The following is a 14,125-nucleotide window of genomic DNA, read 5'->3' as shown; positions in this document are numbered from 1 at the left end:
GGTTTTCACTTTCTACCCCAGAGGGGTGAGGAAACCCTTTAATGCGCCTCATCCCAGTTTTTACCTTTACCTACTTCAACTACTAAAGGTACAGAAATCTGCAACACTGATTGCATCACTTCAGCCAGTTTAGGTGCCAGTTCATCGGCAATGTCTTCATCGACTTCAAACACCAGTTCATCGTGAACTTGCAGCAGCATTTTGGCCTGATCTTTTGGCAACATCTTGTCCACTTCAATCATCGCCATTTTAATAATATCTGCAGCCGAACCTTGTAGCGGCGCATTAATCGCAGCACGCTCTGCAGCTTTACGCACCATCATATTACGGGCATCGATATCTGGAGTATATAAACGGCGTCCGAGCAGGGTTTCAACAAAACCCTGTTCTAATGCGACCTGACGGGTACGTTGCATATAGTCATAAATGCCCGGATAACGGTGGAAATACTGCTTGATATAATCCTGTGATTCCTGACGGGTAAAACCTAACTGTCGGATCAGACCAAACTCGGACATACCGTAAAGTAGGCCGAAGTTGACGGCCTTGGCCTGACGGCGCTGGTCATTGGTGACATCTTCCAAGGCAATGCCCAAAACTTCCGCAGCAGTACGGCGGTGTACATCCTGACCGTGAATAAAGGCATCTAGCAAGGCTTCATCCTGAGATAAATGAGCCATGAGACGCAATTCAATTTGTGAGTAATCGGCTGCCAGCAAAACACGACCTTTCGGTGCCACAAATGCCTTGCGGATTTGACGGCCAATTTCGGCACGAATCGGAATGTTCTGCAGGTTTGGATCAGTCGATGATAAACGGCCAGTTGCAGTCAGTGCCTGATGGTAACTGGTATGCACACGGTGGGTATCAGGATTGGCCTGTTTGCATAAGCCATCGGTATAGGTACTTTTCAGCTTGGACAAACCACGATATTCCAGAATCAGCTGGGCAATCGGATGTTCAATTTTTTCCAGTACACTTTCACTGGTACTGTATTGTCCGGTGGTGGTTTTTTTACCGCCTTTTAGCCCCAACTTTTCAAATAACACTTCACCGACCTGTTTAGGTGAGCTGACATTAAAGCTTTCATCGGCAATTTCCATGATCTGGTTTTCCAGATTGTGCATGGTATTGGAAAATTCGCCCCCAAGCTGATCCAGAAAAGCCAGATCCAGTTCGATGCCGTTTTCTTCCATTTGCGTCAGTACACGTGCGACCGGAACTTCAATATTATGCAGAATATTCACCAGTTCAGGATGTGCCTGTAATTTGCTGCTCAAGACTTCATAAAGACGATAGGTAACATGTGCATCTTCTGCAGCATAATGCGCTGCAGTTTCAAGTGGAATCTGGTTGAAGGTCTTCTGTTTGGCGCCTTTACCGGCCACCTGTTCATAAGTCGTGGTCAGATGACTCAAATACAGACGGGCCACATCATCCATGCCATGACGGGTTGCGACAGAATTCAGGACATAGGAAGCCAGCATGGTGTCGAAATACCAGCCTGCCAGATGAATGCCATGATTTTCCAGGACATGTGCATCATATTTCAGATGATGACCAATTTTCTTTACAGACTCATCTTCCAGAATTGGTTTGATCTGCGCCAAAATTACTTCACGATTCAGCTGCTCCGGTGCGCCTTCATAATCATGTGCCAAGGGAACATAATAGGCATCCTGGGCATCGAAGGCGACCGAGAAACCAACAATCTGTGCAATACGATAATCCAGACTGGTGGTTTCGGTATCAAAGGCAAATCGTTTTTCGGTACTTAAGCGCTCAAACAGTGTGTCCCAATCTTGTTGGCTTAATACCGTGTGATAGGTGGCTTGTCCTAACTGGTCATCACTGCTGGTCACAGACGCATGGTCTTCCAGAGGTTCTGGTGCTGTAACCGCTTTGGCGTTAATAGATTTTGCCGCCTGCTGGTAGTTTGAATTATTCGGGTTGTTCGGGTGATCTAAGGACTGCAGCTGGTTACGGAATTCCAGCTCGGTGTACAAATGACGCAAGGTCTCGACATTCGGCTCACCCAGTTTTAAATCGTCATAACCAAAGTTAAGATCCAGATCGATGACAATACTGGCCAGTTGATGGTCCAGTGCAATGCCATCGACATGTTCTTTAATATTTTGACCGACTTTGCCTTTGATCTTGTCGACATTTTCTAAAATGCCGCCAATCGAGCCATATTCAGTGAGCAGTTTTGCTGCAGTTTTGGCACCTACACCTGGCACGCCCATGATGCCATCTGATGCATCGCCCATCAGGGTCAGATAGTCAATAATCTGATTCGGCCAGACGCCAAACTTTTCAAACACGCCGTCGACATCCAGCGGTTTTTCTTTAAAGCTGTCTTCCAGGGTAACTTTTTCGGTCACCAGTTGCGCCATATCTTTATCGCCTGTAGAGATCAGCACCTGATGTCCCATCGCTTCGGCACGTTTGGCCAGTGTCCCGATAATGTCATCGGCTTCGGCACCTGGCAAGGTATGTAGCGGAATGCCCAAAGCGCGGATCAAGGCATGCAGATAAGGAATCTGTTCGGATAATTCCGTTGGCATGCTGGGACGGTCACCTTTATAAATCGGTGACAGCTCATGCCGGAAGGTCGGTTCTGGGGTATCAAAAATTACCGCCATATGGGTCGGTTGGGTCCGGCGCATCAGTTTTTGAATAGCAGAAATCGCACCACGAATTGCATTGGTATGTAAACCGGTTGACGTGGTTAATGGTGGCAGTGCGTGAAAGGCACGAAATAAAAAGTAAGAGCCATCGACCAAGACAAATGGTGGCATGTAATCAATTCCTTATTCAAAATACAGCGCTATTGTACGTGATTTTTACCGCGCTCGCTGAGACGAGTCTAAGTTTACAGCTTAGCGAATATCGGCCGAAGATGAAATAAGCAGCACAAGCTGTTGTATGATGGAACGATTCAGGAAAGAGAAATATAAGAATGGCTGCAGGACGGAATGAGTTGCGCATGATCTGGCTGATTACCCTGCTGATTGCCGGGATCAGTGCCTGGTATCTGGGTTATCAGATTGTGACTTATCTATGTGGTTTGGGGTTTATCTTTAGCGTGATGCAATATGTCACTGCGGTAGAAGCACCGCTGAATCAATTGGCCGGACAGCAGCAGATGTCCTTGGAGCATAACTCTAAAGTTCCTTTATATATTTCTTCAATTACTGCCATTGTTGGTGGACTGGCTGAACTGGAGTGGCTGATGGGCATCGGGATTACGGCATGGGTATTCTTTTTGCTCAGGTGGCTGCAACGTCTGGAAGGGCGCTTGATACAGCTGCAATCACAATCCCATTCTGCCAATCCCTTACAGCGATCACCGGATCGATCCGATTCTGTTCCATTCGTGAAAACTGAGTCTGCCCAAGAGGTAAACGACTCTCCTCATCTGGTAGATCAACTGCAGCGCTGGCTTTTCCAGGGGAATCCAGTCTTAAAAGTCGCGATTAGTATTTTGGTGATTGGGATTATTTTACTGCTGCGCTTTGCCACCGAGCACTGGCAACTCAGTCTGGCTGCAAAATTGGGCCTGGTTGCACTGGCAAGTGGGTGTATAGCAGGTCTGGGTTATCGCCTGGTGCAGAAAAATCGGAGTTTTGCTCTGGCACTGGAAGGACTGGGTTTAGGGAGTCTGTTCCTGACCTTATTTTTTGCCTATTACAATCTGGTGATTCCCACGTTACCGTTGGCAACATTGCTATTTCTCATTATTCTGGCCATCACTCTATATTTAAGCCTGAAACAGGAAAGCATCGAACTGGCTTTGATGGCTTTGCTGATTGCTTATCTGGCGCCGTTTACCTTACCGACCCGCGATGCTTCTGCCGTTGAGCTGATTAGCTATTATTTGCTGATCAATATCGGGGTGGCAGTGCTGAGCAGTTTCCGGCCATGGAAGATTCTCAATCAAATTGCCTTTTTAGTGACTGCGGTCGTTGGCGGGATATATAGCCTGATTCATGGTTATACATATGAGCGTTATGCCATGACTGCGTTGATTCTGGCACATAGTGCGCTGTTTATGTGGCTAGGTTTCCGCTTTAGCCAGTTGCTGGCACGACAGGATCTCTCACGTTTTCAGTTAAAACCGGTATTGGACTTAGCGCTGATTTTTGCTGCACCGATCACGGCATATATTTTTCTGTATCTGATTCATTTTAATCAGCCCAATCAAAAACTCTGGCAAGCTGGATTAAGCCTGTTCTTTGCACTGGTCTTTGCCGCTTGCTGGACACTGCTGCGCCGTAAACAAACTATCCTGCTCATTTCGCAGAGCTATCTGAGCCTGATGCTGATTTTTCTCGCCTTGGTGCCCCCGATCTTATTGACAGAACAATGGAGTGTGATTGGCTGGGCAGTTGAAGGTGTGCTGATTTATTTATGGGCCTTGGAAAAAAATGTCCGGGTAGCACACTATCTGAGCATGGGCTTATTGCTGATGGCCGGATTCAGCAGCCTGTATTATCTGGTCGAGATTAATCCAACACCGCGAATAATTTTCTGGATTTTGAGTCTGTGCTATGTGGCAGTCGTGGTCATCAGTCAGCTTAAAAAGCAGTACCAGCAGCAGATGAATAGTCTGAGTATCAGTTTTTTAAGCAGCCTAAGTGTCGCGGCCAGTTTGATGCTATTTGCCTTGCTGGAAGATGAATTTCCGAGTCAGCATGCCTATGTGCTGAGTTTATTTATCATCACACTGGGTTATGTAATGTTCAATGAAATGATCCTGCGCAAAAATCAGGAGTGGTCATGGTTACTGCCGAAGTGGAGTGGCATCTCGCCCTTGCTGGTCATTGCGGCGATTCTAACTCTGGATCGCAGTCAGAATGCGGTGATTGTCTGGAATAGTGATCTGGAACGTGGGGTTTCTGCACTTTCAACGATATTATTGGCCATTCTGTGGCTTAGACCGCTGGCTGGCTTGCAGCTTTCCAAGGAATGGATGAGTTTTGGTGTTTTTAGCAGTCTGGCTCTGGCAAGTTTATGTCTGATCCCGAACATGCCTTATCTGAGCATGGTGATTTTGCCTTTATTATTCTGCCTGTGGTGCTATCGGCAGGATCCGCAGTCAGGCTGGCAGCAGCTTTGGCAAACCAAGAGCTGTTTATTGCTGATGGGAAGCTGGCTGGTATGTTCACAGCTGTTTAGCCAGCAAGCCTTTCAGTATTACTGGCTGCCGATTCTGAATCCTTTTGACCTGATCAGTATTGCCATGTTTGCCAGTTTTATCTGGATGCTGTTACAGCAAATTAAGGTGGGACGTGACAAAGGCATGATGGCGGTTTTAATGGTACTAAGCCTGTTATGGCTATCCAGTTATATTATTTTAAGAGCTTTACATGTGTACCTGCAGACGCCGTTTAATGATCTGGCCTTATGGAGCAATGCGACGGTTCAGCTTAGTCTGACCATACTTTGGGTATTACTGGCCTGGATTACCATGTGGACGGCGACACTCAAAAAACTGAAACCGATGTGGATTTTAGGTGGCAGTATTCTGGTGATCGTGACTTTGAAACTCGTACTATTTGACCTGTCACATATTGGCACCCTGACCCGGGTGATTTCATTCCTGCTGGCGGGTGGGGTGATGCTGCTGATTGCTTATATTGCGCCGATGCCGGAGAAGGAGCTTTGAATCCTCTCGCTAACCCTCTCCTTTAAAAAGGAGAGGGAATCTAAGGGTTATTTCAGATCAGGCTCTCTTTTGAGGGTCTTTTCATTGGCATATTGATCGATTTCTTCATTTTCCAAAGGGCGGGAAAGTGGGTGATCGACAAAGCCCATCTTCGGCACCGGAATTTCAATCTGGTTATCGACAAAGCCGTTGCGAATCCGTTCCTGCATTTCATCACGAACTTTCAGGTAGTTTTCCTGTTGGCACCACACTGCAAACAGCAGTTCAATCGAAGATTCACGGAAAGCGGTAACGGTGACTGCAGGTTTCGGGTCGGCCAGTACCAGCGGATATTTATTGGCAACGTCCAGCAGCACTTCACGTACCTTGATAATATCTTCATGGAAATTGATCGCCAAGGTAATTGGAATACGCCGTATCGGAAATTTCGACAGGTTCTGCACTGGCGCCCGAATCAGCTGTTCATTTGGCAACCGTACATAGATATTATCTTGGGTCAAAAGTTTAACCGAGAGCAGGTCAATCGAGATCACTTCACCTTCAATGGTATGCCCACGAATCAAGGTGATTTGGATAGTATCACCGACTTCAAAAGAACCCTCACCAATCAGGAATAGACCGCTGATCAGGTTGGAGGCTGAGGTTTGTGAAGCGAAACCCAGTGCGACCGTTAAAATCCCGGCAGCGCCAAGGAAGACACTGAGTTTAAAGCCGGCCTCTTTCAGGCTGGCCATCACAAACAGCAGGAAGATAAAATAGAAAATTCCGCGGCGCCAGACCAGTTTCTGATGGGCATTAAAACGGACACCAATGGTGCGAATAAAGGTATTGGAAATAAAGCGTGCGATCAGGAAACCAATAAAGCACAACACCACCGCCACCAGAACTTCGGTCAAACGATCGGTATTGATATTGGTAAATACTCCCTTCAGGCTATTGGTGACTTCGGTCGGAATATTTGAACTTGGCATCAGACGCCCTTAGAAAAATGAATCAAACATATTAAATAAAGCGCCTGCCGGATCGCGCGGTGGATGTAGATAGGCGACTTCGCCGGCATTCGGCGGCGTGCGGTTTTCCACCCGGATCCGCGGTGGACGATCCGAACTCTCATGCAAGACCCGGATTTGCGAGGTCCATAAGCGGCCGGTACTTTCACTGTAAAAAAGCGGCAGGGCAGGCACTGGCACATTCATTCGGTCAAAGCGCAATTGCTGGTTACTGGTATTGTGAAACTCAATCGGCGTGACTGCACGAAAGGCTCGCGGATGTAACTGTTTCAGTTCGGTTCTGCCATCGACTGCGGTGGCATAGCAGATTTCCCCCGAGCGATGATTGGGTCCAAACCAGGTGTCTTTTGGCAAGATTACCGGCAAATCGAAAATCGGTTCGCGCTGCCCCTCGACAAAACCGGCAATCCATAAAGGCGTGCTGATATAAAGCGTACCGCGCTGTCCGGCAGGAATATAAATCGGATCGACCGGCTTGATCACCACAGAACGGTCTGCAAGACGTGGCATCAGTTGCAATTTGTTTTGCGTGGATTTGAACATATAGCGTTCAATTTTCACGGGCGGTGGAAAGGCAAAATTCGGATCATCAATCTGATGCCATTGCTGCTCATAATCGTATTGCACGGAAGGGCGGAAATATTCCAGTCGCCATTCCTGAATCCCTCGGGTCAGGCGAAACAGCAAGGAGCCAAACTGCCAGGCCTTGGATTGATTTATTTCAAAATTCTGTTCTCCCCACCAGCGCATTTTTGCTGTATTCGGGATTAATTCATCTTTATCTTGCGGCAATCTTGGCACCCTTTCTTGCTAAATCTTTGAAAACATACTTCACGCTGTCATATGCTTAGAGTACACTCAATTTAAATTTTTTCATCATTATTATAATCCGCGATGCAAGTACTTAAACAATTACAAATCCCATATAGCTTCGCCAAGCGCCATGGTGTGCTGTTGCGTTATGAGGGAGATCAGGCCTTTATTCTGCGTCGTGACAATACCTCAATGCTTGCATTGCAGGAAGCCCGCCGTCTGCTCGGCTATCCGGCTCATTTTCAACTCTGTAGCGAACAGGAATTTAACCAGTTACTCAGTTCCAGTTTTGCCGGAGATAGCGGCGAATCACAGCAGGTGGCTGCCGGTCTGGAAGATCATCCGGATTTACTCAGTCTGGCCGATTCCGTACCTGAAGCTGAAGATCTGATGGATCAGGAAGATGATGCGCCGATTGTACGACTGATCAATGCATTATTGTCTGAAGCGATTCGGGTCGGGGCTTCCGATATTCATATTGAATCTTTTGAGAAAAAACTGTCGGTACGTTTACGGGTCGATGGCCAGCTCCGTGAAATTGTCCAGCCACGCCGTGAACTTGCGCCGCTTTTGGTCTCGCGGATTAAAGTCATGGCCAAACTGGATATTGCGGAAAAGCGCATTCCACAAGATGGTCGTATTTCCTTGCGTCTGGCCGGACGTGAAGTCGATGTCCGTGTATCTACTTTGCCATCCTCTCATGGTGAGCGTGTGGTGATGCGTCTGCTGGACAAGCAGGCCGGTCGTTTAAATATGACCCATTTGGGCTTGATGAATAATGACTATGATCGACTGAAAACTCTGGTGCATCGTCCACACGGCATTATTTTAGTCACTGGCCCCACCGGTTCGGGTAAAACCACCACCTTATATGCCGCACTTTCTGACCTGAATGATGGTTCCAAAAACATCCTCACCGCTGAAGATCCGATTGAATATCAACTGGAAGGTATTGGTCAGACCCAGGTGAATACCAAAGTGGATATGACCTTTGCACGTGCCTTAAAAGCCATGCTGCGCCAAGATCCTGATGTGGTGATGGTGGGTGAAATTCGTGATCTGGAGACCGCAGAAATTGCGGTGCAGGCCTCCTTGACGGGGCATCTGGTGTTGTCGACCCTGCATACCAATACCGCGATTGGTGCTGTCACGCGTTTGAAGGATATGGGCATTGAGCCGTTCCTGCTTTCAAGTTCCCTGATTGGGGTAATTGCCCAGCGTCTGGTCAGAACGTTATGTCCGCATTGCGCGACCTGGCATGAAGCAGATGCTTTTGAAAAGAAACTGTTTGAAAATATTGAACATCCACAGGATTTAAGACTGCCGCAACCACAGGGTTGTGAACGCTGTGGCAATACTGGTTTTAGTGGGCGTACTGCGATTTATGAAATTGTGCCCGTCGATGATCATATGCGCCGTCTGGTTCATGGCAATGCGGCCGAATACGAAATAGAAAGTTATGCACGGCAGCAATCCGGTTCGATTCGGGATGATGGTCTGCGCAAGGTATTGGCAGGGAAAACTACCATTGAAGAAGTGTTACGGGTCACCAACGAAGCAGTAGAATAATTTTTTAATCTGCTCGCTTTATCATAATGATCGTCAGGACTTTTGGATATTTACCAGAGACTGACGATTTTTTTCATGAGTTGTGCACGAAAAGGTGCAGTCGGATTTCCCGGATTACGCAGAGTTTCATTTTCATAAAAGTTCTGCCAGGCTTGTGCCATTGCTAAACTCAGTCCTTCCTGTTTCATTGTTTCAACATCTGCCTGAGTAATATTGAGAAAACGAACTTCAGCATCTTTGGGCCCAGCGCCCCAGCCGATAATTCCTTGACCAAATTCGGGTGAGTTCATGTTGTTTGGGGTAGGTGGAATGGGCAAGCGTTCAATTTCAGTATTGAGCAGAGATTTTATTTTCGGATGGATTTTTTCTGAGAGATAAAGATCTGCAAAAGAGGTAGTAGCAACAGTGAATAAGAGAGAACTTAACAGAATAGGCTTTAACATCAATATAGATCAAATAAATGTAAATAAGAATCATTATATATAAGTTCTTAAGTTTTGCTGTTTTTTGAAAACGAAGTTGGATGTTGAGGGGAAACGAAGTGACTAAAAGTTGAAATTTATAATTGAAGTTTAGCTATCCTGAAGCTATTTTTTTCAGGATAGCAGTTAAATCAAAATCTTAAGTAATCACATTTAAGTTCACATCAATATTATTGCGGGTCGCATTTGAGTATGGACAGACGATATGCGCAGCATCGACCAGTTTTTGCGCTTCTTCCTGATCCATGCCTTCAAGATGGATATTTAAAGTCACCTCAATACCAAACCCGGTCGGAATTGGACCAATTCCTACATCACCCTCGATATAAGCATCTTTACTCATATTCAGTTTGTCACGATTGGCAACAAATTTCATCGCACCCAAGAAACATGCCGAATAACCTGCGGCAAAGAGCTGTTCAGGGTTGGTTCCACCACCAGGACCCCCCATTTCTTTGGGCACGGCCAATTGTACATCTAAAATCTGATCGTCAGAGGTGGCGCGGCCATCACGACCACCTGTGGCTTTGGCATGTGCGGTATAGACGGCTTTTTCTAATGACATGAGCTTAATCCCTATTTATTGTTCATGGAGCTTCTATGCTCGGCGATTTTGCCTGAAGAATAAGCAGGGATTTTGTTAATTTATGCAAGTATCCGGGCAGGTTTCTTAAGAAAGTTGCAGAAGTCTACGGTGTTGCATTAAAGGCATGGATTCACGCACTTTTTGCTGTTCATTTAAATCAAATTCGACGGTGATGAGTTGAGCACCTTCTGCATGGATCATATTAAGAAGCTGTCCACGACTATTGGTGGCGGCTGCATGTCCCCAAGTCTGGCGTTTTTCACCGTGCCAGCCTTGTTGAGCTGCACCAAGCACCGAGCATTGGCTATCCAGAGCACGTGTTTGCAAAAGGAGCTGCCAGTGCATTTCACCAGTGGTATAGGTAAAAGCAGAAGGTGCGGTCAAGAGGTTTGCACCTTTGGCTCGTAGATTTAATGCCAGTTCCGGAAAGCGCAGGTCATAACAGACCATTAAACCAATATTACTAAAAGGGGTTTTGGCTACGACAACATCTGTGCCGGGTTCAAAGAATTTGGATTCCTGATAACCACCAACAGCATCACCGACTTGCACATCAAATAGGTGAATTTTGTCATAACGCGCTTCGGTCCGTTCTGGACTGATACACAGGCTAACGGTACGCACCCGGCCATCTTCAATGATTGAACCATCTGGACGATAAGGGCAGGGTAATGTACCGGCAACGATCCAGGTGTCATATTGATGGGCAAGTTGTTCCAGACGCTGCTGAATCACTTCAAATTGTGCAGCAGTTTCGCGCTGTTTTCCTGCTGCAAAACAGACAAAGTTTTCCGGGAAAACAATCAGTTCAGCACCATTGGCCTTACTTTGTTGAATTAAAGATTCAATCTCCACGAAATTGGCATCAATTTCATTTTGAGAATTCATTTGTACAACAGAAAGTAAAGTCATAGGGTCCTCTTATAAGATGGTTATACCTTTTGCTCGGAAATTTTATCTAAATTGTCTTGCTCTTTCTGTAGCTGTTTGACTAAAGGTTCAAACATATTCTGGTTGCTTTGGTTCAGCTTCATCAAGGTTTTATGCGCATCCAGAACCGTATTTAGCATATTTTGATGCGTGACATGTTCTTCCATCAGCGCACGTGTACAGACATTTGGATCGCCACAATAATTCAGAATCACAAACACCTGGCTCAGTCCCATACTGTTGGCCAAAGTAGTAATGTCAGAATTGGTAGAAAGCATGACAGCCTGGATATTGTGTACTTGCTTGAGTTTCAGTCCTAGTTTCGCTAAAACACCGAGTACGGTACTGTCAATGAAACTGGTTTCGGTGAGATCAACGATAGCGCCAACTACGTTGTCTTGCTGTTCAATTTTGTTCAGTAATTTGTCTAGACTAATACAAGATTGGGCACGCACTTCGCCGATAAGCTTAAAAATATGCGTTCCGTTCAGACTTGCATATTCAACATGACCTGTTGACATATAAATGCCATTTGCAGAGAAGGATATTAAATTATCCCATAGGGTGTATTGATACTCAAGTGGCTGAAAGTAGTAATCAAATTAAGTGCTTATAAAGTCTGTAAATATACTGCTAATTTACGCGGATAAAGCTTAAAAAGGCGATATCGTCAGCCACATGTTCCGGAGCCTGAAAAGATTGGTTCTGCAAATGGTGTAATAATTGCGAGAATTGTTCATTTAAACCACCATCAAAGGGTTCTAATGCCCCATCCGAACAGATAATAAAGCGTGCATTGCGACTTAATACCCATTCATTTTCCTCAACTTCAAGATCTTCGGTTAAACCCAAAGGGAAACTGCTGGAAGAGAGGATTTTAGGCTCTTGATTGGGTTCAAATATAATTGGTGGTGGATAATGTCCGGCGCTAGACCATTTCAATACATGGGTTTCCAGATTAAGAATCCCGGCAATCATGGTGATGTGCTTTTCAATATTTTCCTGCATCAGCATGCCGTTCAGCTTCTTGATCAGCTCGCGCGGCGTCTTGGAGCGACCATGGAAAGCAGCCATCCAGGACGTGAGCAAACTACTGGTGACGCCATGTCCGGATACATCGGCCAAATAGAAAATCACTTCTTTGTCGCTGATTTTCCAATAATCATACCAATCCCCTGAAAGATAGGCTGAAGGCTGAAAATAGGTTTCGACCTCGTAATTGGTCAGTTCAATAGGATTCGGTAACAATTTTTTTTGTAGTTCTGCAGCAGAAGGAAGGTCACGGCTATCCTGGTTACGCTTATATTGTGCATCAATTTTTTGTAATGCCAGATCTGGATTCTCGGGAAGCTTGTTCCAGATCCAGCCGGCTAAAGCACCTTGTTCCCAGGCCTGAGCCAAAGCAGTACCTTCATTTTCTAAGGCCAGTACAATCGTAGGTAGATTCCACTTATATTTCAGATAATCATGTACATCTGCAATCGCAATAATCGTAGAGTCATACAGTTCATGATCATCCAGATAGATCATCTGAACATGCGGAAGCGTATCAAGTACTTGATCTAAGTAAGGAATATCACGAGTCGGTTGAATGAAATACATAAAAAAGTGATTCAATCCCAGGATTGGTTATAAGATGTACTATAACAAGCAAAGTATTGCTAGCGAACAGATTTTCACTAGCAATCATACATGAAGCTTAAACTTAAAGATCTTCGTTTGAAGATTCAATGTTGCTATCACTAGAAGGTGCATCATCAGAATTCTCATCTTCAAAATCATCTTCTAGGAACAGCGTATCTTGTTCTGTACCTTTCTTTTCTGCAATTGCATAATTGGTACGTTGCAAATAAATATCGCGAATCTGCGCATAGCGATCGCCAGTCAGCACCCCTTCAACGTCCAGTATTTCTGAACGGGTATCAATGGCACGCCAAAACTGATCAGTCCAGTAAAGTCCATCTTCATCTTCGAGAATGTATTTTTGTGGACGGGCCTGACTATCTACAGCAGTACCGATCACCCCACGGACAGAACTTGGACCTAAAAATGGCAACATGATATAAGGGCCAGAAGGCACCCCATAATACCCTAAAGTAATTCCAAATTTTTCCTCTTCATGGCTCAAGCCAAGGCGACGTGCTGGATCAGCCAGTCCTAAAGTCGTTAAGGTATTAATAGTAAAACGACCTAGAGATTTAGCAGCGCGGGCAGGACGACCTTGAATCAGCTGATTCACCACATTCCAAGGTTCACCCAGGTTACTGCGGAATTGGGTATAGCTGCCACGAACATCTTGAGGAACTTTTTCCACATATTGTACGGCTATGGGACGTACCACGGTGCGGTCAATCGCATCATTAAACTGATAGATTTTTCTATTTAACGGTTGAAAAGGATCTTTAACTTCTTCAGCCTGTGCTGCACTGGCATCAACTTTCAGTTGCGTTTGTAATTGTTGCGCTTTGGTCGAGATTTTTGTTCTAAGCGGCGTTTTTGCAGGCTCGTTTTCCAGATTTTCCACACTGGTGGCCGCCTCGGCGAAAACATGTGCGCTTGAAGCTAAAGAAAATAAGCATATAGATAAGTAAATAGAACGATGCATAAGGTAACCTGAGGCCTTTTCTGTGTAAGTAGCACTACTTATTAGTATAAAAATAATAAACGTTATATTCACGAATAGACATCATTTAAGCAAATTTGTATAAAAAATGAATGAAAACACACGAAAAGCTTAAAAAATATACATACAAAATGATTTTCTTGAAAAAGGTGTTGCACGGGCTCTGAAATACTGTAGAATGCACATCCATCGGCGGTGATGAAGATTAAAACTTCTGATAAAACAGTGACTTAGTTAAGTTTGATTGAGTTGGGTTTTAGAAAGAAAGTTTAAAAATAGTTTTCATTACTGGTTGACTTTCTAGAGATAGAGAGTAATATAGCCGACCTAGCTTGCTGGTGACGAACCAACAAGAAGATCATTAAGAGATTATGAAGAACAACTTGTGTGGATTTTTACTGGTTGATTGATCGAAATTATTTTCATTGATTGATGGTAGAA

Annotated in this window: 11 protein-coding genes; 2 read left to right on the top strand and 9 right to left on the bottom strand. The window is 45.2% G+C overall.

The window, feature by feature from the left end:
• Positions 1-38 precede the first annotated feature (38 nt).
• Positions 39-2,801 carry a DNA polymerase I gene (polA, locus tag NI455_RS12925; protein ID WP_253114528.1) on the bottom strand — a complete coding sequence of 921 codons (2,763 nt, stop codon included), beginning with the start codon at positions 2,799-2,801 and terminating at the stop codon, positions 39-41.
• 161 nt (positions 2,802-2,962) lie between these two features.
• Between polA and NI455_RS12920 the strand changes: the two genes are divergently transcribed.
• Complete coding sequence (locus tag NI455_RS12920) at positions 2,963-5,671, top strand: DUF2339 domain-containing protein (protein ID WP_253114527.1); 2,709 nt, start codon at positions 2,963-2,965, stop codon at positions 5,669-5,671.
• Between the two features lie 47 nt (positions 5,672-5,718).
• Here NI455_RS12920 and NI455_RS12915 read toward each other — a convergent pair whose 3' ends face one another.
• Positions 5,719-6,642, bottom strand: a complete 924-nt coding sequence (locus tag NI455_RS12915; protein ID WP_005261908.1) for a mechanosensitive ion channel family protein — start codon at positions 6,640-6,642, stop codon at positions 5,719-5,721.
• Positions 6,643-6,651: 9 nt separating this feature from the next.
• Complete coding sequence (locus NI455_RS12910) at positions 6,652-7,431, bottom strand: DUF432 domain-containing protein (protein ID WP_086044916.1); 780 nt, start codon at positions 7,429-7,431, stop codon at positions 6,652-6,654.
• A 144-nt stretch (positions 7,432-7,575) separates the two neighbouring features.
• On the opposite strand from NI455_RS12910, the gene gspE reads away from it, so the two are divergent.
• A complete protein-coding gene (gspE, locus tag NI455_RS12905; RefSeq protein ID WP_253114525.1) occupies positions 7,576-9,063 on the top strand; it encodes a type II secretion system ATPase GspE in 1,488 nt (495 codons plus the stop codon).
• A 50-nt stretch (positions 9,064-9,113) separates the two neighbouring features.
• Here gspE and NI455_RS12900 read toward each other — a convergent pair whose 3' ends face one another.
• From NI455_RS12900 to NI455_RS12875, 6 genes are all read right to left on the bottom strand, one after another.
• The gene (locus NI455_RS12900) at positions 9,114-9,506 is read right to left on the bottom strand and encodes a DUF4951 domain-containing protein (RefSeq protein ID WP_253114523.1); all 393 of its coding nucleotides are present in this window, start codon (positions 9,504-9,506) and stop codon (positions 9,114-9,116) included.
• Between the two features lie 178 nt (positions 9,507-9,684).
• Complete coding sequence (locus NI455_RS12895) at positions 9,685-10,110, bottom strand: organic hydroperoxide resistance protein (protein WP_253114521.1); 426 nt, start codon at positions 10,108-10,110, stop codon at positions 9,685-9,687.
• 105 nt (positions 10,111-10,215) lie between these two features.
• Positions 10,216-11,043, bottom strand: a complete 828-nt coding sequence (locus NI455_RS12890) for a carbon-nitrogen hydrolase family protein (RefSeq protein ID WP_005261909.1) — start codon at positions 11,041-11,043, stop codon at positions 10,216-10,218.
• A gap of 20 nt (positions 11,044-11,063) precedes the next feature.
• Positions 11,064-11,582, bottom strand: a complete 519-nt coding sequence (gene gigB / locus NI455_RS12885) for an anti-anti-sigma factor GigB (protein ID WP_004647542.1) — start codon at positions 11,580-11,582, stop codon at positions 11,064-11,066.
• A gap of 112 nt (positions 11,583-11,694) precedes the next feature.
• Positions 11,695-12,663: an RsbU family protein phosphatase GigA gene (gene gigA, locus NI455_RS12880; protein ID WP_004732911.1), complete on the bottom strand. Its 969-nt coding sequence runs from the start codon at positions 12,661-12,663 to the stop codon at positions 11,695-11,697.
• A gap of 103 nt (positions 12,664-12,766) precedes the next feature.
• The gene (locus NI455_RS12875; RefSeq protein ID WP_195725121.1) at positions 12,767-13,666 is read right to left on the bottom strand and encodes an MlaA family lipoprotein; all 900 of its coding nucleotides are present in this window, start codon (positions 13,664-13,666) and stop codon (positions 12,767-12,769) included.
• Between the last annotated feature and the right edge of the window lie 459 nt (positions 13,667-14,125).

Source organism: Acinetobacter lwoffii (assembly GCF_024129435.1).
In the GTDB taxonomy this organism is placed as follows: domain Bacteria; phylum Pseudomonadota; class Gammaproteobacteria; order Pseudomonadales; family Moraxellaceae; genus Acinetobacter; species Acinetobacter lwoffii_F.
This window is presented reverse-complemented; position numbering and strand designations above follow the sequence as displayed.

What these genes read in the sequence shown, in the direction of transcription:
- polA (WP_253114528.1), bottom strand. Translation starts at nt 2,801, where the DNA reads ATGCCACCATTTGTCTTGGTCGATGGCTCTTACTTTTTATTTCGTGCC.
- NI455_RS12920 (WP_253114527.1), top strand. Translation starts at nt 2,963, where the DNA reads ATGGCTGCAGGACGGAATGAGTTGCGCATGATCTGGCTGATTACCCTG.
- NI455_RS12915 (WP_005261908.1), bottom strand. Translation starts at nt 6,642, where the DNA reads ATGCCAAGTTCAAATATTCCGACCGAAGTCACCAATAGCCTGAAGGGA.
- NI455_RS12910 (WP_086044916.1), bottom strand. Translation starts at nt 7,431, where the DNA reads ATGCGCTGGTGGGGAGAACAGAATTTTGAAATAAATCAATCCAAGGCC.
- gspE (WP_253114525.1), top strand. Translation starts at nt 7,576, where the DNA reads ATGCAAGTACTTAAACAATTACAAATCCCATATAGCTTCGCCAAGCGC.
- NI455_RS12900 (WP_253114523.1), bottom strand. Translation starts at nt 9,506, where the DNA reads ATGTTAAAGCCTATTCTGTTAAGTTCTCTCTTATTCACTGTTGCTACT.
- NI455_RS12895 (WP_253114521.1), bottom strand. Translation starts at nt 10,110, where the DNA reads ATGTCATTAGAAAAAGCCGTCTATACCGCACATGCCAAAGCCACAGGT.
- NI455_RS12890 (WP_005261909.1), bottom strand. Translation starts at nt 11,043, where the DNA reads ATGACTTTACTTTCTGTTGTACAAATGAATTCTCAAAATGAAATTGAT.
- gigB (WP_004647542.1), bottom strand. Translation starts at nt 11,582, where the DNA reads ATGTCAACAGGTCATGTTGAATATGCAAGTCTGAACGGAACGCATATT.
- gigA (WP_004732911.1), bottom strand. Translation starts at nt 12,663, where the DNA reads ATGTATTTCATTCAACCGACTCGTGATATTCCTTACTTAGATCAAGTA.
- NI455_RS12875 (WP_195725121.1), bottom strand. Translation starts at nt 13,666, where the DNA reads ATGCATCGTTCTATTTACTTATCTATATGCTTATTTTCTTTAGCTTCA.